This window comes from Undibacterium sp. Ji49W (assembly GCF_049340205.1).
In the GTDB taxonomy this organism is placed as follows: Bacteria; Pseudomonadota; Gammaproteobacteria; order Burkholderiales; family Burkholderiaceae_D; genus Undibacterium.
In genome coordinates, this window is record NZ_JBMPOW010000013.1 from 18,949 (window position 1) to 44,122 (window position 25,174).

Below are 25,174 nucleotides of genomic sequence, written 5' to 3' on the forward strand. Positions count from 1 at the left end.
GATAATTATCTCACTTGCATGATTTCGCTTCGTGTAGCAGTGCGTGGTGTTCGAATGCCTCGCGTATGTCCTTGCGCAGTATTACATCGTCCCAGGGTTTGGTAAAAAATCGGTAAATGGCACCGCAATTGATGGCAGTGATGATGGAATCGAGATTTGTATAGCCCGAAAGCATGATGCGGATAGTATCTGGATACAGATCCTTGACCGTGCTCAAAAATTCGGTACCGCTCATATCTTTTGTACGGTGATCAGAAATAACTACCTGCACGTCATGCAAAGCCAGTAATTCGAAAGCTGCACTGCCGGTTGAAGCAGCAAGAATATGATAATGATCGGGACGAAACAGACGCTGCAAAGCAGTTACTATGCTGGTTTCAGTATCTACAATCAGCATGGTTTTTCTGGCGGCGGGTTGTCTGCTGAAGCTCAATGATAACGGTTTGCCTTGCAAAAAAAATTGTTCGCATGCAGCGGGCGACAGGGGGCAACTAAAATAATACCCTTGTATTGCGTCGCAAGAATGAGATCTGAGATAGGCCAGTTGGCCTTCAGTCTCGACACCTTCGGCAATCACTTTTAGTCTGAGGCTATGTGCCAGAGCAATGATGGAACAGGCAATTGCGGCATCATCGGGATCACTGGTAATATCCTTGACGAAGGACTTATCGATTTTTAAAAAATCGATAGGAAAGCGCTTCAGATAATTCAGGCTTGAATATCCCGTACCAAAATCGTCGATAGACAACTTGATGCCCATATGTTTGAGTTTGCCCAGCGTGACAACCGCTGACTCAACATTGTGCATCATCATGCTTTCGGTGAGTTCCAGATCTAGATAAGCTGGGTTCAGGCCAGTCTCTTGCAATACATGGGCAATAACTTCTGCTAAATCCTGTTGCTTGAACTGGCGTGCGGACAAATTGACTGCAACGCTGATCTTGGGAAAACCGGCTTTTTGCCATGTCTGCATTTGTGCACAGGCGGTACGAAGTACCCATTCACCAATAGGGACGATCAAGCCCAGCTCTTCTGCCAGAGGGATGAAGTCTACCGGTGAAATTATCCCTTCCGACACATGATTCCATCGTATCAATGCCTCCACGCCGACTATAGCTCCAGTTTGCAGGGAAACCTGCGGCTGGTATTGCAGGAAAAATTCGTCGCGCTCCAATGCATGCCGTAGCATGGATTCCATGGACAGTCTTTTGCGTATTTTTTGGTTCAATTCTTCTGTATAAAATTGGACATTGTTGCGCCCTTGCTCTTTGGCGCGATACATCGCCGCATCGGCATTTTTTAGTAGCGTATCTGCGTCCAGACCATCGATAGGATACAGGCTGAAACCGATGCTGCAGGTGACCTGCAATTCACGCTCTTCTATCATGATAGGTTCTGCGACCGACGCCAATATTCTCGACATCAACAAGGAAATGACAGCCTCATCTGAATGATCGATTACCACGACGAATTCATCTCCACCGTGGCGGGCCACCGTGTCATTTTCGCGCATACAGGATTTCAATCGTGCAGCCACGGCCTTGAGTAATTCATCACCCACATGATGGCCCAGACTGTCGTTGATGAATTTGAACAGGTCGACGTCAATAAAAGCCACCGTGACCTGGTGTTTATAACGTTCTGCAGATACGATAGCCTGCTTGAGGCGATCATGCAGGCGGTTCCTGTTTGCCAGGCCAGTCAAGGCATCATAGTTAGCCAGATATTCCAGTCTGGCTTCGTATTGTTTGTGAGATGTCAAATCCATGGCGACCATGTAGATGACAGTTGGTTCATCCTTGATTTGCAATATCTGGGGAGACAGAAAAACCGGTAAATTCTTGCCATCGGCACCGGACAACCATATCTCTGCTTTTTCGGTTTCCACACCCTGCAACATTTTTTCCACCATGGCAATATTGGATGGGGCTACATATGTCTGTAGTAAATTCCCGGCGATCTTGTCCAGAGGTAATTTCAGCATATCGGAGAAACAGCAATTGCAATACAGTATGGTTCCATCACTTGCCAGCGTTATTACTCCTTCGTTCATCGCTTCGACCATCAAGCGATAGGTATGTTCCGCACCTTGCAGGGTGAAAATCTTTTCTTCGTCATTTTTTGATATCACCAGGGCGTCAACGCGTCCATAGCGTATAGCGTCCAGTGTTTCCTCTGCTTCGCGCAGGCGCGCACGCAAGCAGTCCATTTCGACGAATGAATCCGGTAGTAAATGACGCAGGCTTAAAGCATTGCTCATAGGTACTCCATTTGATCAACTTACTGCAGCAGACACGGCGTGTCATGCATGTCGCCAATTAAGCCTTTTATAGAAGTGAAGATTCCTGTACCAAGCCGCCATTACAATCATATCGCCTCTTTCTTTGAAAAAAGCGTGATAAAGATAAATACAATTCAAACATAACGCGCCGCCCACCTTGCTGCACGTACAGGAAGGTCAGAGCCAACGGGAAATCAAAGGTACATTGTTATGCAGCCGGTCACGTATCAGCGGCATGAACATCCAGTCCCATCAATACTCTTTCGGTATTGGAAAGATCACCAATAATTTTTCTCACAGGCGTCGGCAAATCACGCACCAGGGTCGGGATGGCCAGAATCTGATCTACCTTTGCCAACTGCGGGTTTTCCAATAAATCGATGACGTCGACATGATATTTATCTGGCATATGTTGTTCACAAATTTTGTGAAGATTCGCACGTGCGACGGCAGATTTATGGGTTTGACCGGCTACGTAGAGACGTAGCATCCATTTTTTACTCTCGGTATTCGTCATCGATAGTGGCATTTTTCCAGTTCCTGTAATTAATTTAAGAATGGTGCAAGCTCTTTTTTCTAAAGAGCAGTCAAATCAGCCCGTCTTAGTTTTGCCATATCGGCGCGGTCATGAATAATGACTGCGTCCCTTTGTTTCTCTTCTTCTGAAAGACTTTCTATAATTTCGGTGGCGGTATCAAATTCTTCGCGTAGCGCCGCGATGTTGGCTTCCAGCGCCTGCCGCTTATGTTCATATTCGCGCTTCTTGCGCTGGATATCGTGTTGACGTGACACGACATTGGATCGGTCCAGCGCTTCCTGTCCCACACGGGCAGCGCCTGTCAGGACACCTTTCGGGCCCAGATAGACATCGAACAGGTCTATGCCTTTGCTGCTCAAAATAAATTCGCGGATCTGGTTAGAGTGCGCCATGCCGCGTGATTTCAAGATGTACATGCCACGATTACGTTCGCCCTGATGCTCAATATCACGCAGACTCAACCAGGTATCGATCAGGGATGGAATCTCTTCGTTGCTTGCTTCCAGTTTGTCACCGACATGGGTTAAACCGGTCAGCAAAGTTGTGACCTTGCGTGTCTTGAGAAAGCCGATCAGGCGTATTAACATTGATTTGGCTTCAGTGTCTGAACCAACCACAGTCAACGCCGATATTGGGTCCACTACGACGTGGGCGGGGTTACATTCAAGAATGAGCTTGTGCATGGTGACCAAATGCATTTCCAGCCCATGCACGGAAGGGCGCGATGCATGAAAGCGCAGCAGCCCTTGCTCAACCCAGGGGGCAAGGTCTATCCCGATGGAGAGCATATTACGCATGATTTGTTGTGGGGATTCTTCAAAGGCAAAGTACAGACAGTTTTCGCCACGACCACAGGCCGCCTCAACGAATTTGGCCGCTACACTACTTTTGCCTGAACCTGCTGTGCCGGACACCAGAATTGAACTGCCACGGAAATAGCCTGCCCCGCTGAGCATGGTATCCAGGCGCGGAATCCCGCTGGAAATTCTTTCATCTGACACCGTATGATCAAGGCCAAGGGAGGTGATCGGTAATATCGAGATGCCCTGCTTGTCGATGAGGAAGGGGTATTCATTGGCACCGTGTTCACTGCCACGGTATTTGACTATGCGCAGACGTCGGGTAGCGATTTGTTCTACGACCCTGAGATCAAGCAGAATCACGCAATCGGCCACATATTCTTCCAGACCATACCGAGTCAGGGTACGCTCTCCGCGTTCACCGGTGACGATGGCCGTCACGCCTTTTTCTTTAAGCCACCTGAACAGACGCCGTAATTCTGCGCGCAGGATTGCTGCATTGGACAAGCCGCCAAATAGCACTTCTATGGTATCAAGTACTATCCTTTTCGCACCAATTGCATCAATTGCCTGGCCGAGTCGAATGAAAAGCCCATCCAGATTGTAGTCGCCGGCTTCTTCTATTTCACTGCGTTCAATGTAGATATACTCAATTGATAATAGCTTCCTGGTATCCAGGTCACTGAGGTCATAGCCTAGTGTATTGAAATTGCTGGTCAAGTCTTCGTCGGTTTCTTCAAATGACACAAAGACACCGGGTTCGCCATAATCGAGCGCTCCGTGCAGCAAGAATTCCATGCCCAGGATGGTTTTGCCACATCCGGCATTGCCACATATCAGACTGGGACGCCCTTTGGGTAATCCACCTTCGGTAATTTCATCAAGACCGCGTATACCAGTCAGCGATTTCGCCAATGACTGCGTGTTTGAGGTGTTCAATAGCACTCCCAATTTGATGTTACTCAATACTTGTGTATGTAACTATGGGAGATTTTGTCTTTGGAACATCATCGCGAAAAAGCGCTGCACGAATAGTGAGACTGGCTGAGATTAAATAGATCGCATTTCAATGTACCACGTATCGATGATGTCAAGTGATTAATCTATGAGGTAGATTTTCTGATTCGATAAGCAGCGCGGCAGGTTTCGTGACGGCAATGGAGTCCCGCAGATTGGGAATAAGTTCAACAAGCAAATGAATATAAAGATACAGACCGATGCGGCCAGTTTTTCTCATCTTGCCAGTTGCAATGCCAGCAAGATGAGGACATCGCAGTATTATCGACACTGCTCTGGCAGAGCAAGGCTTGAAGCGCGAGATGTAGATGACCATTCATCCCTTACTTTGACATGACGCCCTATGTGCTGGTCCGCACCGAGCAATAGAAGTCCTGCCCATGCCCATCACTGTACCCCGGGTGAAATTCTTCATGCTCTGGCACGAATGTGCGCAGGATCGTATTCAATAGGGGGCAATTTCGCCTGCCTTGATAGTTCTCATGGCGAGATAGAATTTTTTGCATTGTGAGTCTTCACTGACAGTACTACCAAAACTTCCACCAAGGTTTTCTATCGATCTGGTTGGGGTATTGCAGTTTGTTAATGACTGGTTTGGCATATCGGGGTTTCTCAACGACCGGTTTGGCGTATTGAGGATAGAGTGACGAAATGATCGAGATATCGTCGCTCGCTTTTTGAAAGCTCAACCAGGCAAGTGGATCTTTAGTTTTATCCGGGCAGTTGTCGTTTCTTCCTGTTGAAGCGCGCACTATGCCTCCGTGAACTCGATCCCATGCGAGGGCAGCGTCCTCGGATGAAAGGCCAAGGTCTTCGATAAGTGCTTTCTGAACCAGTTCATAGTCTGCGCTCTGCATTCCCATTGAAATAACAAGAGCAACAACTTCTTCGAGAGATTTTCTTTCCAGAAGAACGATGTTCATGTCATCAGTCCATACCTGCTGGTATTGATTCTTGCACTATTTTCTCTAGATCGTAGGTTGGGCTACGGGGTATCAGCCCAACACTCGGCGCTTGAATAACGTATACGTTTGTTGGGGCACAGTGTTGGGCTGATACCCCATAGCCCAACCTACGAGTAGCTCAACCCACAAAAATTCGCAATGAATTCCCTATAAGACGCAGAAAAAACTCCTGTTTTCCTCTGTGGTGTAGCAGGGAAGCCGAGCGGCATGCCGCGCGCTTGCGAAACGAAGACATCTTGCAAGATGCCTTTCCTCTCTCTGTGTCTCTGTGTTATGAAGACTTAGCTAAATCAACCCGGCACTTTCCCTTCTACACCCTCGACATAAAACTTCACATCATGCAGGAACTTGTCATCCGCTACTGCATCTTTGCCCAGTACTTCTTTGCCAGTGTTGTCCTTGATCGGACCTTTCCAGATCGGTGCGGTGCCGTCGATGACGCCCTGCCGTTTGTCGGCGATGAGTTTTTTCACTTCATCTGACAGGCTGGCGTTGAAGCTTTTCAGGTCTATCATGTTTTCTTTCAGGCCCCACCAGGTGGTGTCTGATTTCCATTTTCCTTCCAGTGCTTCACCGACGCGCTTGTTGTAATACACGCCCCAGTCGATGACGGATGCGGCCAGGTGGGCCTTGGCGCCAAATTTGCTCATGTCGCTGTCCCAGCCAAAGGCATACACGCCTTTTTCTTCGGCTGTCTGTACCACGGCGGCAGAGTCGGTGTTTTGCATCAGCACATCCACACCCTGGCCGATGAGAGTGGTAGCGGCTTCACGTTCTTTGCCCGGGTCAAACCATTTGTTGACCCAGACTACCCTGGTCGTTGCTTTGGGGTTGACTGAACGGGCGCCCAGCGTGAAAGAATTGATATTGCGCAGCACTTCTGGAATAGGGATGGACGCGACGACACCCAGCTTGCCGGATTTGCTCATTTTGCCGGCGGCGATACCTGCAAGGTAGGCACCTTCATAGGTGCGCACATCATATTGCGCCATGTTGTCGGCAGTTTTGTAGCCGGTGGCGTGTTCGAATTTGACATCCGGGAAGTCTTTCGCCACTTTCAGCATGGCTTCCATGTAGCCAAAGGTGGTGCCGAAGATGACCTTGTTGCCCTGGGTGGCCAGGTCGCGAATGACGCGTTCAGCATCGGCTGCGCTTTCTGGTACGTTTTCAACAAAGGTGGTTTTTACCTTGTCACCATATTTGGCTTCGACTGCCTTGCGGCCGACATCATGTGCAAATGTCCAGCCTGCATCCCCAACCGGGCCGACATAGATGAAGCCGACTTTCAGGGGTTCAGGTGCGGCAGGGACGGCGGCGGCACTGGCTGGCGCAGCCGATGCAGCGGAAGCAGGTTTGCTTTCTTCTTTCTGACCACAACCGGCAAGACCAAGTGTCCCAACTACCGCCAGAGACAGCGCGGCTGTCAGGGTTTTTCTGCGAGAAATTTTCATGGTGAGCTTCCTAGTATTGATGAAACGTGGATGACTATGTGAATAACAAAGTTACTTGAAACGAAAAATACTGCAATCAATTTATCCCATTGTCCGATTGTTCAAATATGCCTTCAGGCAGAACCGGGGCGGAAAGGTTTTCCCAGTGAGGCTGGCATGTTCAGGCGTATCCAGTCCGGATTACGCGAAATCAGCACCAGCACCACGATAGTTGCCAGATAAGGCAGCATGGACAGGATTTCTGAAGGAACAGCAATGCCTATCGCCTGAAAATGGAACTGCAATATTGTTACACTACCAAACAGTAAGGCACCGAGCAAGACGCGTGCCGGGCGCCAGGTGGCAAAGGTGGTCAGGGCCAGTGCAATCCAGCCACGTCCGGCGACCAGGCCTTCCACCCACATCGGTGTGTAGACCACGGACAGATACGCACCCGCCACGCCGCAGCAGGCCCCACTGAACAGCAGCGCTATATAACGGATTTTGCGTACCGGGTAACCCAGGGCATGTGCAGATTCTGGCGATTCGCCGACGGCGCGCAAGATCAGGCCAGCCCGGCTGCGGTATAAAAACCAGGCAATCGCCATACACAGTAGCAGGCTGAAATACACGATGCCGTGCTGGTCGAACAGGGCCTTGCCCAGAAACGGCATGTCAGACAGATACGGTATGCCATGCCCGCCACCAGGCAGGGACTGGCCGACAAAAGATTGCCCGATGAAGGCCGACAGGCCGCCACCAAAGATGGAGAGTGCCAGCCCGGTGGCCACCTGGTTGGTAGCCAGCACCAGCGTCAGCCAGGCAAACAAAGTCGCCATCAGCATGCCGGCGACGGCACCGGCGACAAAGCCCAGCCAGGGCATATGGGTCTGGTGGGCAACGGCAAAGCCGACTATGGCGGCCACCAGCATCATGCCTTCGGCACCAAGATTGAGCACGCCTGCACGTTCATTGATCAGCAGGCCCAGTGCCGCAATCAGCAGGGGAGTGCCGGAATTGATGGAGGCGGCGATCAGCGCAGCAAAGTTTTCCATGGTCGCTTATTTCTGCCAGCGAAGGCGGTAATTGATCAGGGTATCGCAGGCCAGCAGCAAAAACAGCAGCATGCCCTGGAACAGGCCGGTGATGGCAGACGGCAAACCAAGCCGCGATTGTGCCATCTCGCCGCCCAGATAAAACAGCGACAGCACCAGACCGCCAAAGATGGTGCCTATGGGGTTAAGGCGACCGATGAAGGCGACGATGATGGCAGCAAAGCCATAGCCCGGTGAAATCGAAGGCAAGACCTGGCCGATGGGGCCAGCCACTTCAAACGCGCCCGCCATGCCGGCGAAACCGCCAGAAATCAGCAGCGACAGCCACAGAGCCTTGCGACTGGAAAAACCGGCATAGCGTGCCGCCAGCGGTGCCAGCCCGCCCACGGTCAGGCGGTAGCCGGCAAAGCTGCGATAGACAAAGACTGCCATCAGGCCACTGGCAATCAGCATGACGATAAAGCCGACATGCAGGCGGCTGCCCTGGAATAGGTGCGGCAATAAAAAATCGCTGGAAAACACCTTGGATTGCGGAAAATTCATGCCTCCCGGATCTTTCAGCGGGCCATTCACGGCATACATCAGCAGCAGTTGTGCAATGTAGGTCAGCATCAGCGACACCAGGATTTCATTTGCATTGAAACGGTCGCGCAGCAAGGCGGTGATGGATGCCCACAGGGCCCCACCGACTACCCCCGCACAAGTTGCCAGCAACAAGACCATGCCGCCCGACAAACCTGGTGTACCCGTATCAAAAAACAATATAGTGCTGCCAGCGGCCAGGCCACCGGCAATCAACTGGCCTTCGGCACCGATGTTCCAGACATTGGCGCGGTAACAGACTGAAAGACCCAGCGCACACAGTACCAGCGGCGTGGTCTTCAGCAACAGCTCGGCAATGGCCGCCTTGCTGCGTATCGGTTCGATCAAAAATACCTGCAAGCCCGTCAGAGGGTTTTTACCCAGTGCCATGAACAGCAGGGCACCAAAGAAAATGGTCAGCAACAGTGCCAGTACCGGCGACAAATAAGCCATGCTGCGCGAGTTGCCGGCGCGTAATTCCAGCTTAAGCATGCTCCCCTCCTTTGCGGCGGCGGGTCTTGCCCAGCGACACGGTTTCGGCTGTTTCACCGTCTTCCCAAAGACCACTCATCCATAAGCCTATTTTTTCACGCGTGGCAGTGGGTGTGGCGATAGAGGGGGACAAACGTCCCTTGGCAATCACATGCATGCGGTTACACAGTTCAAACAGTTCATCCAGTTCTTCAGAAATGACCAGCACGGCGCAGCCAGCCTGTTTCAACTGGCGGATTTCTGCGTGGATCTGCGCTGCTGCACCCACATCCACGCCCCAGGTCGGCTGGGCGACGATAAAGACATCGGGCTGCCGTGTGATCTCGCGACCAACGATGAATTTTTGCAGGTTGCCACCCGACAGGCTGCGGGCCAGCGCTGCCGGGCCAGATGCCTTGACGCGAAAGCGGCTGATGATATCTGCCGCTGCCTGCATGGTATGGCGAAAATTGATCATGCCACGGCGTACGAATTGTCCATGCTGATGTGATAACAGCATATTGTTGGTGAGGCTCATTTCCGGCACGGCACCGCGGCCCAGTCTTTCTTCCGGCACCAGGCTCTGGCCCAGGCTGCGCCGTGCTTCCGGCCCCAGGTTGCCGACCAGCTTGCCTTTCAGCCGTATCATCCTGGCGTTGGCACGACGGTCTTCACCAGACAGGGCGGCCAGCAATTCTTGCTGACCATTGCCGGATACCCCGGCGATGCCGACGATTTCACCACCAAATACTTCCATGTCGATGTCATACAGTGCGGTCGCAAATGCATGCGCCTTGGGCAGGCTCAGGCCACTGAGTATCAAGCGTGATTCACCCAGTATGCATTCGGCGGTCTCTGCCGATGGTGGCAAGTCTTCACCTATCATCATGCGCGACAGGCTGGCAGCAGTTTCCTGTGCCGGGTCGCAATGGCCGGTCACCTTGCCTGCGCGCATGACGGTGGCTGAATGACAGAGCTCGCGGATTTCATCAAGCTTGTGGCTGATGTACAGAATGCTGCATCCTTCGGCGGCAATCTGGCGCAGGGTCACAAACAGCTTTTGTACGGCCTGCGGCGTCAGCACCGAAGTTGGCTCGTCAAGTATCAATAATTGTGGTTTGGTCAGCAGGGCACGCACGATTTCCACCCGCTGCCTTTCGCCGACTGACAGAGTGTGTACGTGGCGGTGCGGTTCCAGTTCCAGCCCATACCGGTCGCCGGTCTGGGCGATCTGTTCTGCCAGTTCCTGCATATTGATGCCCTTGTCCAGGCCGAGTGCAATATTTTCGGCAACGGTCAGGGTATCGAACAGCGAAAAATGCTGGAACACCATGGCAATGCCCAGCTTGCGCGCATCTTGCGGCGTTGCAATCCTGGTCTCTTCGCCATTCCAGCGCAGCGTACCGGCATCAGGTTTGACGGCACCGAAGATAATTTTCATCAGCGTTGACTTGCCTGCGCCATTTTCACCCAGCACCGCATGGATTTCACCCGGTGCCACCTGCAGGTCAACCTGGTCATTGGCGATGACCGCAGGATAGCGTTTGGAAATGCCTTTCAGGTCGAGCCGGGGCAAGCTTGGCAGAGCAGCAGAATTCACTTTATCCTTTCGAAACAAAGAGGGATAGTCAAGAGTAGAGAATAAGCCTGCCGTTCAACATCACGTGAACAACGTATGAACAGCATGGCTAACATTTGCATGACATTATAAGTGTGTCAATCGTACAAATTCAAAATCTCTGTGTCATTTACTGAACCGCAGTTTTGTGATGATTTCATGCAACCAGCCTACTTGAGAAAAATTTCAGCTGGCCGACTGCGCAGTTTGTTTCCAAGCATCAGCCATGCCAGCCTGGTGTGTTCCAGCAATGAATGCCTGGTGCGTATAGAATGAAGCAGTTTAAAGCCCAGGCCTGATTTCCCATGCAACAGACCTTCCATGATGAAGCACGAATGTGGCGCAGCCCGCTCCTGCCGGATGCCGAATTGCTGACAGCAGAATATTTTGCTCAGGAATTTGCACCACACTGGCATGAAGGCTTTGCGATTCCGGTCATTCAGTCCGGCGCACAAACCTATCGCTACCGTGGTGCACGCTGTCTGGCGGCTGTAGGTTGTATTGCCGCCATCAATCCTGGTGAAGTGCATACCGGCGAACGGGCGACTGATCATGGCTGGGCTTATCGCGCCTTTTACCCCTCGGTTGCCTGGATGCAGCAGTTATCGGCAGATATGGCCGGTACGCCCATGGGCATTCCGTGGTTGCCAGACGGTGTGATTGACGATGCCGAAGTGGCTGGTCATCTGGCAGTCGCCCATCGCCTGCTGGAAACGGTGGTCGACCCGCTAGCTGCCGAAAATGCACTGACCGCCGGTTTTGCCTTGTTGCTGTCGCGCTATGCCCGTACCCGGCCCGTCGTGCAATCCATCTTGCCAGACGCGAGTCGGGTGGAATTGATGAAGGCCAGGCTCAGTGAAAACCTGGACCAACCCATGAGCCTGAGCGATCTGGCGCGTGAAGTCGGTCTTTCACCCTTTTATGCAGCACGCCTGTTTTCCCGCAGCATAGGTATGCCGCCCCACGCCTGGCGCAATCAGCTCAGGTTGAACCGTGCCCAGGCCTTATTGCGGCAAGGCTTGTCCGTGACCGATATTGCCAGCATGACCGGCTTTGCCGACCAAAGCCATTTCAACCGGCATTTCAAACGCGCTTTTGGCGTGGCACCGGGGCGCTGGCGGCTTTGAAAGCGCAAGATCGTACAAGCGCAAAATCTTCTAAAGGTGCATGATTTCACATCCATGGTCATAAGCTTAGATAAGGATGTACTTCATGCCACGTTCTTCCCGACTCAGCCAATTTACAGCTGGCGTCCGCGATACCGTACCCATGCTGGTGGGCGCAGCCCCTTTTGGCATGATATTCGGCGCCCTGGTTGCCACGGCGCAATTGAGTGTCTGGCAGGGGCAGTTGATGTCGCTTGCAGTCTTTGCCGGTTCCAGCCAGTTCATTGCCGTTGGCCTGATTGCCGGGCATGCCAGCATGCTGGTTATCTGGCTGGCGACCCTGATCGTGAACCTGCGCCATATGCTGTATGCGGCTTCACTGATGCCCTATGTACGTCATTTGCCGCGCCGCTGGCGCTGGACTCTGGGATTTTTGCTGACGGATGAAACCTTTGCCGTGGTGGATCGCTATTACCGTGAACATCCCCATGCTAAAGACGGTCACTGGTATTTCTTTGGTTCTGGCCTGTCCATGTATGCCAACTGGCAGTGCTGGACCCTGATTGGCCTGTTGTTTGGTGCCATCTTCCCAAAATTGCAGACGCTGGGGCTGGATTTTGCCATGGTGGCAACTTTCATTGCCATTGTGGTACCACAGTTATACCGGCGACCGCATTTGCTGGCGGCCATTGTGGCAGGCAGCACAGCCTACGCATTCCAGAGTTTGCCTTACAAACTGGGTTTGTTGCTTGCTGTCGTGGCAGGTGTGGGGACTGGCATGGTGTTGTCCAGATTCAGTACAAATAAGCAAAAAGAAGTGGAGCCAGCGTGAATGTCACTTTAACCATATTGGGCATGGCCGTTATCACTTTCCTGGTCAAGGCCCTGATCTTCATGCTGGGTGACCGCGTGATGTTTTCTGCCAATGTGCGCAAGGCGCTGGACTTTGTGCCTGTCACCGTGCTGACTGCCATCATCGTCCCCATGATACTGTCGCCGCACGGGCAAGAGCTGGAACTGAGCTGGCGCAACCCGCAACTGGTGGCTGCTTCTATCGCAGCCATGGTCTGCGCCGCAACACGGCATCAACTGGCCACCATCATCGTTGGCTTGCTGGTATTTTTTAGCTGGCAATACATGCTTGGCTGATGAAAGTTTTTCGTTCAAGGCTCTGTTCACTGGCTGGCAAGGTTTGATACGAGGTTTGATACCAGGTTTGATACGTACGTGCTGCGTAGTAAGATAGCTGTTTTTTGATGTCCGCACAGTTCAGGCTATGACTTACGATTTCAGCAAGGTAAATGCAGCAATGCAAAAGTATGTGGACAGGGAAATCCTGGCCGGTGTGTCGACTGCCGTTCTGGTCGGACGTGAACTGGTGCACCAGCATTGCACTGGCTGGGCAGACCGCGAAAGCCAGACGGCTGTGCGCGATGACCATTTGTTTCGCGTGTTTTCCAATACCAAGCTGATTACTTCGATGGCAGTATTGCTCTTGATGGAAGAGGGCAAACTGGAGCTGGATCAGCCCGCCGAAGAATTTTTGCCGCAACTGGCACAGCGCCAGGTATTGAAACCCGGTGCTACCAGTCTGGATGACACCGAACCGGCCCACAGCAAGATCACCGTCAGGCAATTGCTGAACCATACTTCCGGGCTCAGTTATGGTCTGCTGGATCACGGCACGCTGATGTACAAGACCTACAATGAAAAACGGGTACTGAATGCCTTCACCAGCCTGGCAGACATGATGGATGTGCTGGCCGGGCTGCCGTTGAGTTTTCATCCGGGTACTGCCTGGGAATATTCGATCGCCACCGATGTGCTGGCACGATTGGTGGAAGTGGTCAGTGGCATGAGTTTTGACCGCTTCCTGCAATTGCGCATACTCAACCCTCTCGCCATGCATGACACCAGTTTTGTCGTGCCCGAACACAAACACGATCGTCTGGCGTCTTACTATGCCGGTACTGATCCGCAAAATATCCTGCAACGTGGTCTGCGCAAGCTCGACAAGTCACCTTATCCGGGTGCCTTTGTCACGCCTGTGGCGCGCCTGTCTGGTGGCGGGGGACTGGTATCCAGCATCCAGGACATGCTGGCCCTGATGCGCAGTTTCATGCCGGATGGCGATACTTTACTGCAAGCCTCGACCATCAGGCTGATGATGCAGAATCAGTTGCCAGCAGGTACAGGGATTGCTTTTCCCGGTGTTGGTGCCGTGCCGGGCAAGGGATTTGGTCTGGGGGGAGCAGTGACGCTACAGCCTTCTTCAATCGACCCGCCAGCTGCAACCGGTGAGTTTGAATGGGGCGGCATTGCCGGTACACACTGGTGGATATCGCCACGCCACAATATTGCCGGTGTGCTCATGACGCAAAGGTTGATGAGTTTCTGGCACCCATTTTCATTTGATTTCAAACGTCTGACGTATGAGGCGCTGGGCAAGGTGTAAAACACGGCTAAAAAACGCGGGGCGGGCATTCATCATGCCGACATGATGTTGCGCTAAGCTGGGCGGTAAGAACGACATGAATCATGAGAGAGAAAATAATGAACTTCAATATGACGCAAAGACTGCACTTGATTGCCAGTCTGGCAGCGGCTAGCCTGCTGGCTGCGTGTAGCACCGTGCCCACGCAAAACGAACAGGCTGGAAAATTGCAGGCTGCCTGGGTGGTACTGGGTGAAAATGGCCAGGCGATTGCCCGTGCCATCACGACCGATACTACTTGCCCGACCCTGATACAGGATGGCATGGCACAGCCGATGCAGATACGTGCCGCTGCCGCAACCCTGCCGGTACGCAAGACTGCCAGTAAGCCCGAAGAGAGCAAGGCATCTGCTTTCCCCGTGTTGACCTGTGATGCGGCTTTGTCAGCCAGCAGCAAAACCGCCAGTATCGCTGGTCGTGATTTGCCTTTGCCTAAACCGGTGACACAAAAAATTGTGGTGATTGGTGATACGGGTTGCCGTTTGAAATCGAATGACAATTACTTCCAGTCCTGCAATGACAGTGAAAAATGGGCTTTCCGCCAGATGGTGGAAACCGCTGCACGCTTCAAGCCTGACCTGGTGGTGCATGTCGGTGACTACCATTATCGCGAAAATCCTTGCCCGGAAGGCAATAAGGAATGTGCCGGCAGTCCGTGGGGTTATGGCTGGGATGCCTGGCAGGCAGATTTCTTTTCCCCCGCAACGGCATTGCTGAAAACCGCCCCTTGGATAGTCGTGCGAGGCAACCATGAATCCTGTGCACGTGCTGGCCAGGGCTGGTGGCGTCTGATGGACCCGCGCCCTTTACAGACCGGTCGTGACTGCATCGCCGAGCAAAATGACGTGGGTGGCGATTACAGCGCGCCCTATGCCGTGCCTTTGGGACGTGTCGGTAGCGAGCAGGCACAATTCATCGTCTTTGATTCTGCCAAAGTACCCAACAAGCCACTGGCAAAAACCGATGCCGCTTATCAGTTGTATATGGAACAATTCAAGGCAGTCAACAAGCTGGCAGACAACGCCGACTTCAATCTCTTTATCGATCACCATCCAGTACTGGGTTTTGCTGCTGAATCCAAAAAAGGAGGTGAAATGAAAATTTATCCAGGCAATCTTGCCATGCAAGACATCATGCAAACATTGAACAGTACCCGCCTGTTTCCATCCAGGGTGCAGGCTACACTGGCTGGCCACGTGCATTTGTTTGAGGCATTGACCTTCAGCAGCGATCATCCGGTGCAGTTTGTATCAGGTAATGGTGGTTCGTCGCTTGATACAGCCTTGTCAACTCCGCTGGAAGCCAATGCCACACCTTATACCGAAGCCAGGCTTGATCATTTCAGCAATTCCAATGATGTTGGTTTCATGACGATGGAGCGTGAACAGCAAAGCTGGAAAGTTCAGGCCTGGAACAAGCAGGGCAAGCTGATCACTGAATGTCGCATGCAGGGCAAGAAAACCGAATGCAAGGCCATGCCGAAATAAATCATATGCATGATTTGGGATAATTGCCGGATTAATTATTTCCATAGAGAAAAAACGGAGCGAGATGCTCCGTTTTTTTGTTGTAGTGTCACAAAACCGTCATCGTCGTTACACGCTCCTGTCACACGGTCTTTCTACACTTGCGGGCTTTCTACCCACCAAGTTCACTGGAAGGCAAATGATGAATCGCAAGCAACAACAGTTCTCCATGCAGGTCATGACAGCTCAGGTTTTACTGGCACTCAGTTGCATGGCGCAACACAGCGCACAGGCGCAGACCACCAATGCAACGCAGGAATCTGCATCGGAATCTGCGTCTGCACTGGATGCGGATGCGATCAAATCCAGGGTTGTGATTACCGGATCAGCAGTCGGTAACCGCGCACCGGTACAGACTTCGTTGAAAGCCACCCAGCCTCAGTCTGTCATCACTGCCACCTTCATAGAACAATCCGTGACGCCACTGGCTGACTTCAATGCCGTGGCGCGTATTGCACCCAGCATAGGTTCCGGCGTTTCTGCGAATGGTCCTGGCCTGGCAGAAAGCAAGGTCACGCTGCGCGGTTTTCAGGATGGTGAATACAATATGACGTATGACGGTATCCCGTTTGGCGATACCAATAATCCCACCCATCATTCGACCTCTTATTTCCCGGCACGCATTATCGGCGGCATGGTGATAGAACGCGGCCCGGGCAATGCCAGCAATCTGGGGCAAGCAACATTTGGTGGTTCCATCAATCTGTTTTCCAAAGAGTTGTCGCAGGATTTCAATTTCACACCGTATTCGACCTTCGGTTCGTGGAATACCAAAATGCTGGGCGTGCAAATCGATAGTGGCATCTCTTCCCATTTTGGTGATACCCGTTTCATGTTCAATGGCTCGCGTCTGACGACCGACGGTTACCTGACGTATAGCGGTGTCACAGAAGATAATTACCAGTTCAAGTTGCAGCGCAGCCTGGGCAAGGACACGGTGATTACCGTATTTTCCACCTATAACAAAATCACCAGTTATACACCGGACAAAGGCGGTGTAACCTTGAGCCAGGTTGCCCAGTTCGGAAAAAACTATGCGCTGAACAATGACCCGACCAGTCAGAATTATTTTGGCTACAACTTCAATAACAAGAGCACCGATTTCGACTACATACGCCTGCAATCCAAACTGGCTGGCTGGAACATCGACAATACGGTCTACACCTACTCCTATACCAATGACACCTACTCTGGTCAGGATGCCAGTGGCGCAACGGCTAACGGTACCAAGGCTGGCATCACCGGCAACAAGAATGTACCGGGTTATAACAAGCTGAATGCCTATCGCGTCAATGGCGACATCTTCAAGGCGACCAGTCAGTTTGAAGCAGGGTTGCTGCGTGCCGGCGTATGGCTGGAAAGCGCGAATACCAATCGTCATACCTATGACCTGGACTGGACACTGGGCCTGCCTAATCCCAAAGAATCCACCGCGCCAAAGAATGTATCGTATGACCAGCGTTCTTCCTGGAAGCAGTATCAGCCTTTCGTGGAATTTGAATGGGCAGCCATGGCTGACTTGACCATTACTCCTGGCCTGAAATACATGCACTTCAAGCGTGCGTTGGACGCGACAGTGAATCAGACCACCCGCATTCCGACGACGGCAGAACAGACCTATACCTCAACCCTGCCTTTCCTGACGGCGAATTACAGCATCAATAAGGAATGGTCTGCCTATGCCCAGGTTGCCAGGGGTTTTCTGGTACCGGATCTGTCCATGTTTTATGTGAATAACCCTGGCCTGAGCACACCCAAGCCACAGACTTCCACCAACTACCAGTTGGGTGCTGTCCACCAGTCACGCAACCTGACATTGGATGCCGATGTGTATTACATCGACTTTGATAACAAGATTGCTTCTACCGGCACCGGCAATGACCTGGTGTATTACAACCAGGGTGGTGTGGTCTACAAGGGCGTGGAAGCGGCAGTGACGTATTACGTCGGCAGTGGTTTCTCTGTGCATGCAAATGCATCCCTGAATAGTGCCAAAGCCAAGGATACCGGTCTACAGGTGGCCAAGGCACCAGACAGCACTTCTGCTTTCGGCGTGCTGTATAAAGCCAACGGCCTGTACGGTTCGCTGATTGCTAAAACGACGGGCACCCAGTATGCGAAAGATGGTGAGCCAGCCGCATATAAAATTCCATCGTATACAACCGCAGATCTGACACTGGGTTATCGCTGGAAGACACCGGCTGCGATGGTTAAAAACATCAAGCTGCAGATGGGCATCAACAATCTTTTCGACAAGCAGGATATGACGTCGGTATCTGCCAATAGCAAGGGTGTTGCCTTCGATCAGTACACCTTCCAACCGGCGCGCAGCTGGAATTTTTCTTTGAGTGCAGACTTCTAAAAAACGTACACGAAAAACGCACCTAAAAGACATACCAAAAGACGCACCAAATTGACAACGGCACGCCTCAAAAGCGTGCCGTTTTTAATTTTTTGCCATGATAAATGTCAGCATTTCGCCACGATATTTGCAAGAAATGGTCAAATCCTGCATCGCAAGTTGCCTGATCACCTAATTTGAAATGGCTGATCAAAATTTCTATTTCCAGCAGGAATCTCCTAGCAAGCGCGCAAAAATCTCGCACACAACAGACGCGATTCCATATTTTTCAGTAAAGATATTTTGGCATTTTAGCGAGGAAGTAGTCTAAATTTGCCTCCCAAATAAAAAGTTACAATGCGGAAACTTTCAAGGAGATAGCATGAAATTGAAACCTTTTATCACTTTATTGGCGATGACATCAGCAGTGTCCGCCGCCTGGGCAGACGATACTTCCCCGATCACCATCAGCGGATTCGGTACTGCGGCACTGACACGCAGCAATACATCCGACGCAGAATTTGCCCGCCCCAATCAGCTCGCTGGTGTTACCAGTAGCGCTAAGACAGGTGTCGACTCCAACTTCGGCATACAGGCCACGGCAAAAATGAATGACTGGCTGTCCTTCACTGGCCAGGGTCTGGTGCGTAAAAATGTCACGGACAATTTTGGTGCAGAACTGACCTGGGCATTTGCCAAAGCCAAGGTCAATGACAATCTGAATCTGCGTGTCGGTCGTATCGGTTTGCCGGTCTACATGATTTCGGATTATCGCAATGTTGGCTATGCCAACACCATGTTGCGCCCACCGATAGAAATGTATTCGCAAGTCACGCTGGAAAGCGTGGACGGTGTGGATGCCGTCTACCAGACCAATCTGGGCGAAACTGCGATCACCGCACAATTGGCCTATGGCGTGACTGATGCAGAACAGCGCGGCAACTTTACTGCCAAATTCAAGAACGTATCAGGCATCAATATCGTTGCTGAAAATGGTCCTTTCACTTTTCGTTTTGGCCGTGTTGATACCAAGGTCACCGTGGACAATTCAAGCAACCTGAATACTCTGGTCAGTGGTTTGACCAAGTTCGGTTTCAAGTCTGCGGCAGACGCCATTGCGGTCAGCGATACCAAGGCATCATTTACCTCTTTGGGCCTGGGTGTGGACTGGAAGAGCTTTGTGGTCCAGGCTGAATACGGCAAGCGTAAATCTGCCAGTCTGTCGATAGCCAACACTACGTCCTGGTACACCATGTTTGGTTACCGCATGGGCAGTTTCCTGCCTTACGTCGTACATGCATCGGCCACACAGGATAGCTCGCGCACCGTCGCCGGCTTGCCTGCTTCCGGCCCCTTGCTGCCGTACACCCTGGGTGCAAATGGCCTGGCATCAGCATCACCGATACAGACCAGCAACAGCGTAGGCGTACGTTGGGATTTTTATAAATCGGCCGCACTGAAACTGCAACTCGACCGTATGTCACCAGACAATGGACCAGGCGTATTCATTAACGCCAAGCCAGGTTTCAAGGGACCGGTCACCGTGTTTGCAGCAGCAGTTGATTTCGTATTTTGATGGAGGAAGCGCGATGAGTAAGTATGGAAAACAAATATTGATCGCTGCGGCAATGCTGGTCAGCATGGGATTCACCATGGCAGGTGAAATTGTGGTGGTAGTCAACCCACAGAATCCGGCGACAGCCATGACAGCCGCGCAGGCTTCACAATTCTTCCTGGGTAAATCAGCCATGTTCACACCGGTGGACCAGTCTGAAAATGCACCTATCCGCGCAGAGTTTTACAAGAAGGCGGCCGAGAAGGATTTGTCCGAAGTAAAAAGTATCTGGTCAAAACTGGTGTTTACCGGCAAGGGTACCGCACCAAAAGAAGTGCATTCAAATGCAGAAGTGAAAAAAGCCGTGGCAGCCAATCCTACCGGTATTGGTTATATCGACAAGTCAGCCGTCGACGCGACTGTCAAGGTCGTGACCACTTTGCCCTGATTTGTAGAAACGGGTTTTTGACAAAAGAAAGCTGCCAGTCAGCTTTCTTTTTTTGCCTTGTCGATTTTTACAACACTGTCCTCTGTGCCACGCAAGCTTGATCTAGAGAGTGGCTCTCGTTCAGGTAACAATGGCTAGTCAGAAATTTGCATTCTGCAACAATCCCAACTACAACTAGGTATATAGTCAGATCATCCCCTTTTGTTCTCGTTGACCTGACCTTGTGTCGTAGTTGATACACGCTAGATATGCGCCACATGTGCGCCACGTACCTGCTGCTCAAATTTCATTTTTTAATCAGTCTGCACCATAAATGGGCACTGATTCTTTCCCGGTTCTGTATGTGTTGAGTTTGTTGAATTTTCGTTTCTTCATGCATTGATGGATTTTTCCAAAGGAATGATGATGAGCATGTTCTATAACTTGAGAATTTCGGCCAAGCTGTTCGTCGGGTTTGGCTTCCTTTTGCTGCTGACAGTTTTTCTTGGTGTCTTTTCCATCATCATGTTGGCCAGAGTGAACCAGAACGCGTATGAACTGGGAACCAACTGGATGCCGAGCGTGAATGCAGCCATGGGTATCAAGGAAAGGGTATCGCGCATACGCTCGCAGGAAGCGCAGATGGTCTCGGCAGAAAATGCCGAGGAAGTGGACAAATACCTGGCCCGTACCAAAGAAGCTATTGCCGGCCTGAGGGAAAATGAAGCCGACTATGCCCGTTTGATTTCTGACCCGGAAGAAAAAAAGCAGTTTGATGAATACAGCAAATCCATGGCTGCCTATTTGCAGATCAGCGACAAGATGGCTGCTCTGGCACGCGAGGGCAATGGCAAGGACGCGCTGGCACTGATGCGTACCGATTCATCCAAAATCAATACCAGGGTAAGAGAGTTGGTCGACAGGATGGTCAAAATCAATGTCGATGGCGGGGTGAATGCCTACAAGTCAGGCATAGAGTCATATCAGACATCGCGCATACTGATTATTTCTGTACTGGTCGTCAGCATCTTGCTGGGAATGGTGCTGGCCTATGCGATTGCACGCATTGTGTCGCGCCCTTTGCAGGATGCACTCAAAGTTGCACAGACCGTGGCTTCCGGTGACCTGACCAGTCGTATTCAGGTGGATACAAAGGATGAAACCGGCCTGTTGCTACAGGCCCTGAAAGAAATGAATCAAAGCCTGTTGCAGGTGGTTACCGAAGTACGCCAGGGCACGGATGAAATTGCTGCCGCTTCTACCGAAATTGCCAATGGCAATATGGACCTGTCCAACCGTACTGAAAACCAGGCCAGTTCACTGGAAGAGACCGCATCGTCGATGGAAGAGATTACCTCTACCATCCAACACAATAGTGATAATGCGCGTCAGGCCAATCAGTTATCTCATTCAGCCTCGGCAGTGGCACAAAAGGGTGGGGACGTGGTGTCGCAGGTGGTGGATACCATGGGTTCCATCAATGCTTCATCGAAAAAAATCGTCGATATCATCGCCGTCATCGATGGCATTGCCTTCCAGACCAATATCCTGGCATTGAACGCTGCGGTGGAAGCGGCGCGGGCAGGCGAGCAGGGACGTGGTTTTGCCGTCGTGGCATCTGAAGTGCGTAACCTGGCGCAACGTTCGGCCAGTGCTGCCAAGGAAATTAAGGAACTGATCAATGACTCGGTAGAAAAAGTCGGTCAGGGTACACGCCTGGTTGACCAGGCTGGTTCCACCATGAAAGAAGTGGTGGAAAGTGTCAAGCGTGTGAGTGACATCATCAGCGAAATTACGGCGGCAGGTGCGGAACAAAGCTCGGGCATACAGCAAATCAATGAAGCGGTGACGCAGATGGACCAGATGACCCAGCAAAATGCAGCGCTGGTGGAACAGGCGGCAGCGGCTGCCGGTGCCTTGCAGGATCAGGCAGCCAATCTCAGTCGTGTGGTCAGTGTGTTCAAACTGGAGCCATCTGGTGACCACGCCCGGTCAGCCCTTAGCCGGTCTCTCGCATCAAAGACACCAAAGACAAGCAGCACGGTGCGTGCACTGCCCAAGCCGGTAACAAAACCAGCGGCGAGAGCCAGCGCGGCCAGCCGTCCATCCAGCCCCAAGCCTACTGCTGGCAGGAAAGAACCGGTGACGGCTGGATCCAATGACGACTGGGAAGAGTTTTAGGACGGCCAGTCAGGCAGGGCCGCTCCAGGCACGGCCAGTCAGGCAAGGCCGGTCCAGGCACGGCCTGCCCAGGTACTATAAACAACGGCAATCCTGAACTGATCCCGCGGATTGCCTGATGCTATTTCATCTGTGCGACACGTCAGTGCCAGTTTCAGCATGTCAGTGGCGTCGCCAGCCTTACCCATTTTTTACAGGCTTCCCCCGGCTTGACGTGTCAATTGTGTCAATTGTGTCAATTGTGCCAATTTGCATCAGATATTTGATTTTTGTAAAAATATCAACTAAAACAAAGTAAGCAGTTCGTCTGTCCCGCCTCAACTTTCCACTTAATGCATCGTGTCGTTCTTTTACCTGAGGACCCGCTATGAAATTGTTTTACGACCTGAGAATTTCAGCCAAGCTGTTCGTTGGTTTTATTTTGTTGTTGATACTGACCGCCTTTCTTGGCAGTTTTTCGATCTTCCAGTTATCTCGTGTCAATGAGACTGCACTGGAACTGGGCACCAACTGGATGCCCAGCGTGAATGCTGCCATGGGTATCAAGGAAAGGATTTCGCGCCTGCGTACCCAGGAAATGCAGATCGTGTTGTCGGCGGGTGATGCGGAGAATCTCAAGAAATATGAAAAACGCTGGCAAGATTATGTAGCCGAGTTGAAGAAGTACGAGAGTGACTATGCCAAACTGATCAGTTCTGACACAGAGAAAAAAGAGTATGCAGATTACGGCAAGCTGTGGGAACTGTATGCCATTGAAGCCAAAAAACTGACGGCGCAGGCCAGAGCCGGCAATATGGACGAAGCGCGTACGACTTTACGTGGTGAATCATCCAGACTGAATGCCGAAATACTCAAGATTGCAGACAAAATGGTGCAGACGAATTCAGATGGCGGTATTGCTGCCTATCAGTTGGGTGAAGCCATCTATTCCAATTCCAGGGCCTTGATACTGGGTTTGATCCTGGTGACCATCACGCTGGGTTTGCTACTGGCCTATGGGATAGCGCGAGTGGTTTCGCGTCCGCTACAGGAAGCAGTCAGGGTTGCCAAGACTGTGGCATCCGGTGACCTGACCAGTGACATCGAAGTCAAAACCAGGGATGAAACCGGCGAGTTATTGCAGGCGCTGAAGGAAATGAATGGTAATTTGCTGTCCGTTGTCAGTGAAGTGCGTACCGGCACCGACCTGATTGCAACCGCATCAACAGAAATCGCCAATGGTAATATGGATTTGTCGGCACGTACCGAAAGCCAGGCTGGTTCTTTGGAAGAAACTGCCTCGTCGATGGAAGAACTGACATCGACAGTCAAGCAAAACAGTGACAATGCACGTCAGGCCAATCAGTTATCGCATTCAGCCTCGGCGGTAGCGCAAAAGGGTGGGGACGTGGTGTCACAGGTGGTGGATACCATGGGGTCCATCAATGCTTCGTCGAAAAAGATTGTCGATATCATCGCTGTCATCGATGGCATTGCCTTCCAGACCAATATCCTGGCATTGAATGCGGCAGTGGAAGCGGCACGGGCAGGCGAGCAGGGGCGCGGTTTTGCCGTCGTGGCGACAGAAGTACGTAACCTGGCCCAGCGTTCGGCCAGTGCGGCCAAGGAAATCAAGGAACTGATTAATGACTCGGTAGAAAAAGTCGATCAGGGTACACGCCTGGTCGATCAGGCCGGTTCCACCATGAAAGAAGTGGTGGAAAGCGTCAAACGTGTGAGCGACATCATCAGCGAAATCACCGCAGCCGGGTCAGAACAAAGTTCGGGCATAGACCAGATCAATACCGCGATCATACAGATGGATCAGGTTACCCAGCAAAATGCTGCGTTGGTGGAAGAGGCCGCCGCTGCGGCGGCTGCCTTACAGGAACAGGCTGCCAATCTGAGTCAGGTCGTGAGTATTTTCAAGCTGGATCATTCCGGCAATCAGCCCCGGCAAGCCGCTGCCATTGCCCGCGTCGCGTCGTCAGCGCTGAAACCCGCAGTCCGCACCCGCTCATCCATTGTGGCGAATACCGCTGGTGTTGGACGGAAAGAGGCGCTGCTTAGTGGTAGTGGTCACGCTAAGCAACACGAATGGGAAGAGTTTTAGATGACATAAAAAAACGACACGCATGCCTGACATGCGGATCGTTCTTTGTCGTTCAGGCAGAACCAGTCTGCCTTGTTTGGCTAGTGACCAGCTAAATTCAGCTCAATTCTGTCTGTTTGACGATAATGCGTGATACTAGGCCGTATTCGCTGGCTTCGGTGGCACTCATCCAGTAATCGCGGTCGATATCGGCGGTGACTTTTTCCAGAGTCTGACCAGATTCTTTGGCGATCAGGGCGGCGATGCGTTCGCGTACCTTGACGATTTCACGTGCCTGGATAGCAATATCAGTTGCCTGGCCACCGCAACCACCACTAGGCTGATGAATCAGAAAGCGTGTGTTTGGCAGGCAGACGCGGCGTTCTTTAGGTACGGACAGGAAAACATTCACTGCAGCACTGCCTACCCAGCCGGTACCCACCATGTTGACCGGTGCATCGATGAACTTGACGATGTCATGGATGACATCACCGGATTCAACGTGACCGCCCGGGGACGAGACCAGGATGGTGATCGGGTCTTTTGATTCTGCAGCCAGGGCGATCAGGCGTTTACTGACTTCTGCAGCCAGTTTGTCGTTGATGGTGCCAAATACCAGCACGGTACGGGATTTAAAGGCCTTTTCTTCAAGAAAAGGGCTACGTTGCACATCGTTGTTGTCTTTGTCGTCGGCCATGGAAGTCTTAAGTTGTGTT

At 51.8% G+C, this 25,174-nt stretch carries 19 protein-coding genes; 10 read left to right on the top strand and 9 right to left on the bottom strand.

What is annotated here, in order from left to right:
- Positions 1-10 precede the first annotated feature (10 nt).
- The 8 genes from ACO0LK_RS16630 to ACO0LK_RS16665 all read right to left on the bottom strand — a co-directional run bounded on the left by ACO0LK_RS16630 (position 11) and on the right by ACO0LK_RS16665 (position 10,739).
- Complete coding sequence (locus ACO0LK_RS16630; protein ID WP_422976917.1) at positions 11-2,260, bottom strand: EAL domain-containing protein; 2,250 nt, start codon at positions 2,258-2,260, stop codon at positions 11-13.
- Positions 2,261-2,501: 241 nt separating this feature from the next.
- Complete coding sequence (locus ACO0LK_RS16635; RefSeq protein WP_422976919.1) at positions 2,502-2,810, bottom strand: circadian clock KaiB family protein; 309 nt, start codon at positions 2,808-2,810, stop codon at positions 2,502-2,504.
- Between the two features lie 47 nt (positions 2,811-2,857).
- Positions 2,858-4,558 carry a circadian clock protein KaiC gene (kaiC, locus tag ACO0LK_RS16640; RefSeq protein ID WP_422976921.1) on the bottom strand — a complete coding sequence of 567 codons (1,701 nt, stop codon included), beginning with the start codon at positions 4,556-4,558 and terminating at the stop codon, positions 2,858-2,860.
- Positions 4,559-5,163: 605 nt separating this feature from the next.
- Entirely contained in the window at positions 5,164-5,559 is a 396-nt protein-coding gene (locus ACO0LK_RS16645; protein WP_422976923.1) for a hypothetical protein, read from the bottom strand.
- A gap of 332 nt (positions 5,560-5,891) precedes the next feature.
- Positions 5,892-7,052 (bottom strand): BMP family ABC transporter substrate-binding protein, encoded by a 1,161-nt coding sequence (locus ACO0LK_RS16650; protein WP_186946020.1) that lies wholly within the window; start codon positions 7,050-7,052, stop codon positions 5,892-5,894.
- A 113-nt stretch (positions 7,053-7,165) separates the two neighbouring features.
- A complete protein-coding gene (locus ACO0LK_RS16655) occupies positions 7,166-8,086 on the bottom strand; it encodes an ABC transporter permease (protein ID WP_422976925.1) in 921 nt (306 codons plus the stop codon).
- Positions 8,087-8,092: 6 nt separating this feature from the next.
- A complete protein-coding gene (locus tag ACO0LK_RS16660) occupies positions 8,093-9,160 on the bottom strand; it encodes an ABC transporter permease (RefSeq protein ID WP_422976927.1) in 1,068 nt (355 codons plus the stop codon).
- Positions 9,153-10,739, bottom strand: coding sequence for an ABC transporter ATP-binding protein (locus ACO0LK_RS16665; RefSeq protein WP_422976929.1), 1,587 nt, complete (start codon positions 10,737-10,739; stop codon positions 9,153-9,155). Before ACO0LK_RS16665 ends, ACO0LK_RS16660 begins: the two co-directional genes overlap by 8 nt.
- A gap of 323 nt (positions 10,740-11,062) precedes the next feature.
- On the opposite strand from ACO0LK_RS16665, the gene ACO0LK_RS16670 reads away from it, so the two are divergent.
- The 10 genes from ACO0LK_RS16670 to ACO0LK_RS16715 all read left to right on the top strand — a co-directional run bounded on the left by ACO0LK_RS16670 (position 11,063) and on the right by ACO0LK_RS16715 (position 24,479).
- Positions 11,063-11,884: an AraC family transcriptional regulator gene (locus ACO0LK_RS16670; protein ID WP_422976931.1), complete on the top strand. Its 822-nt coding sequence runs from the start codon at positions 11,063-11,065 to the stop codon at positions 11,882-11,884.
- Between the two features lie 85 nt (positions 11,885-11,969).
- Positions 11,970-12,695, top strand: a complete 726-nt coding sequence (locus tag ACO0LK_RS16675) for an AzlC family ABC transporter permease (protein ID WP_422976933.1) — start codon at positions 11,970-11,972, stop codon at positions 12,693-12,695.
- Entirely contained in the window at positions 12,692-13,012 is a 321-nt protein-coding gene (locus tag ACO0LK_RS16680) for an AzlD domain-containing protein (protein WP_186946025.1), read from the top strand. Before ACO0LK_RS16675 ends, ACO0LK_RS16680 begins: the two co-directional genes overlap by 4 nt.
- Before the next feature lie 160 nt (positions 13,013-13,172).
- Entirely contained in the window at positions 13,173-14,318 is a 1,146-nt protein-coding gene (locus tag ACO0LK_RS16685; protein WP_422976935.1) for a serine hydrolase domain-containing protein, read from the top strand.
- A 98-nt stretch (positions 14,319-14,416) separates the two neighbouring features.
- A complete protein-coding gene (locus ACO0LK_RS16690; RefSeq protein WP_422976937.1) occupies positions 14,417-15,844 on the top strand; it encodes a metallophosphoesterase family protein in 1,428 nt (475 codons plus the stop codon).
- A gap of 181 nt (positions 15,845-16,025) precedes the next feature.
- Entirely contained in the window at positions 16,026-18,245 is a 2,220-nt protein-coding gene (locus ACO0LK_RS16695; protein ID WP_422976939.1) for a TonB-dependent receptor, read from the top strand.
- Positions 18,246-18,606: 361 nt separating this feature from the next.
- A complete protein-coding gene (locus ACO0LK_RS16700) occupies positions 18,607-19,800 on the top strand; it encodes a hypothetical protein (RefSeq protein WP_422976941.1) in 1,194 nt (397 codons plus the stop codon).
- A 13-nt stretch (positions 19,801-19,813) separates the two neighbouring features.
- Positions 19,814-20,227 (top strand): hypothetical protein, encoded by a 414-nt coding sequence (locus tag ACO0LK_RS16705; protein ID WP_422976943.1) that lies wholly within the window; start codon positions 19,814-19,816, stop codon positions 20,225-20,227.
- Between the two features lie 405 nt (positions 20,228-20,632).
- Positions 20,633-22,387 (top strand): methyl-accepting chemotaxis protein, encoded by a 1,755-nt coding sequence (locus tag ACO0LK_RS16710; RefSeq protein WP_422976945.1) that lies wholly within the window; start codon positions 20,633-20,635, stop codon positions 22,385-22,387.
- A 367-nt stretch (positions 22,388-22,754) separates the two neighbouring features.
- Positions 22,755-24,479, top strand: coding sequence for a methyl-accepting chemotaxis protein (locus ACO0LK_RS16715; protein WP_422976947.1), 1,725 nt, complete (start codon positions 22,755-22,757; stop codon positions 24,477-24,479).
- 97 nt (positions 24,480-24,576) lie between these two features.
- On the opposite strand, the gene ACO0LK_RS16720 is transcribed toward ACO0LK_RS16715, so the two are convergent.
- A complete protein-coding gene (locus tag ACO0LK_RS16720; protein ID WP_186946032.1) occupies positions 24,577-25,155 on the bottom strand; it encodes an ATP-dependent Clp protease proteolytic subunit in 579 nt (192 codons plus the stop codon).
- Between the last annotated feature and the right edge of the window lie 19 nt (positions 25,156-25,174).

What these genes read in the sequence shown, in the direction of transcription:
- ACO0LK_RS16630 (WP_422976917.1), bottom strand. Translation starts at nt 2,260, where the DNA reads ATGAGCAATGCTTTAAGCCTGCGTCATTTACTACCGGATTCATTCGTC.
- ACO0LK_RS16635 (WP_422976919.1), bottom strand. Translation starts at nt 2,810, where the DNA reads ATGCCACTATCGATGACGAATACCGAGAGTAAAAAATGGATGCTACGT.
- ACO0LK_RS16645 (WP_422976923.1), bottom strand. Translation starts at nt 5,559, where the DNA reads ATGAACATCGTTCTTCTGGAAAGAAAATCTCTCGAAGAAGTTGTTGCT.
- ACO0LK_RS16650 (WP_186946020.1), bottom strand. Translation starts at nt 7,052, where the DNA reads ATGAAAATTTCTCGCAGAAAAACCCTGACAGCCGCGCTGTCTCTGGCG.
- ACO0LK_RS16655 (WP_422976925.1), bottom strand. Translation starts at nt 8,086, where the DNA reads ATGGAAAACTTTGCTGCGCTGATCGCCGCCTCCATCAATTCCGGCACT.
- ACO0LK_RS16660 (WP_422976927.1), bottom strand. Translation starts at nt 9,160, where the DNA reads ATGCTTAAGCTGGAATTACGCGCCGGCAACTCGCGCAGCATGGCTTAT.
- ACO0LK_RS16670 (WP_422976931.1), top strand. Translation starts at nt 11,063, where the DNA reads ATGCAACAGACCTTCCATGATGAAGCACGAATGTGGCGCAGCCCGCTC.
- ACO0LK_RS16675 (WP_422976933.1), top strand. Translation starts at nt 11,970, where the DNA reads ATGCCACGTTCTTCCCGACTCAGCCAATTTACAGCTGGCGTCCGCGAT.
- ACO0LK_RS16685 (WP_422976935.1), top strand. Translation starts at nt 13,173, where the DNA reads ATGCAAAAGTATGTGGACAGGGAAATCCTGGCCGGTGTGTCGACTGCC.
- ACO0LK_RS16690 (WP_422976937.1), top strand. Translation starts at nt 14,417, where the DNA reads ATGAACTTCAATATGACGCAAAGACTGCACTTGATTGCCAGTCTGGCA.
- ACO0LK_RS16695 (WP_422976939.1), top strand. Translation starts at nt 16,026, where the DNA reads ATGAATCGCAAGCAACAACAGTTCTCCATGCAGGTCATGACAGCTCAG.
- ACO0LK_RS16700 (WP_422976941.1), top strand. Translation starts at nt 18,607, where the DNA reads ATGAAATTGAAACCTTTTATCACTTTATTGGCGATGACATCAGCAGTG.
- ACO0LK_RS16705 (WP_422976943.1), top strand. Translation starts at nt 19,814, where the DNA reads ATGAGTAAGTATGGAAAACAAATATTGATCGCTGCGGCAATGCTGGTC.
- ACO0LK_RS16710 (WP_422976945.1), top strand. Translation starts at nt 20,633, where the DNA reads ATGAGCATGTTCTATAACTTGAGAATTTCGGCCAAGCTGTTCGTCGGG.
- ACO0LK_RS16715 (WP_422976947.1), top strand. Translation starts at nt 22,755, where the DNA reads ATGAAATTGTTTTACGACCTGAGAATTTCAGCCAAGCTGTTCGTTGGT.
- ACO0LK_RS16720 (WP_186946032.1), bottom strand. Translation starts at nt 25,155, where the DNA reads ATGGCCGACGACAAAGACAACAACGATGTGCAACGTAGCCCTTTTCTT.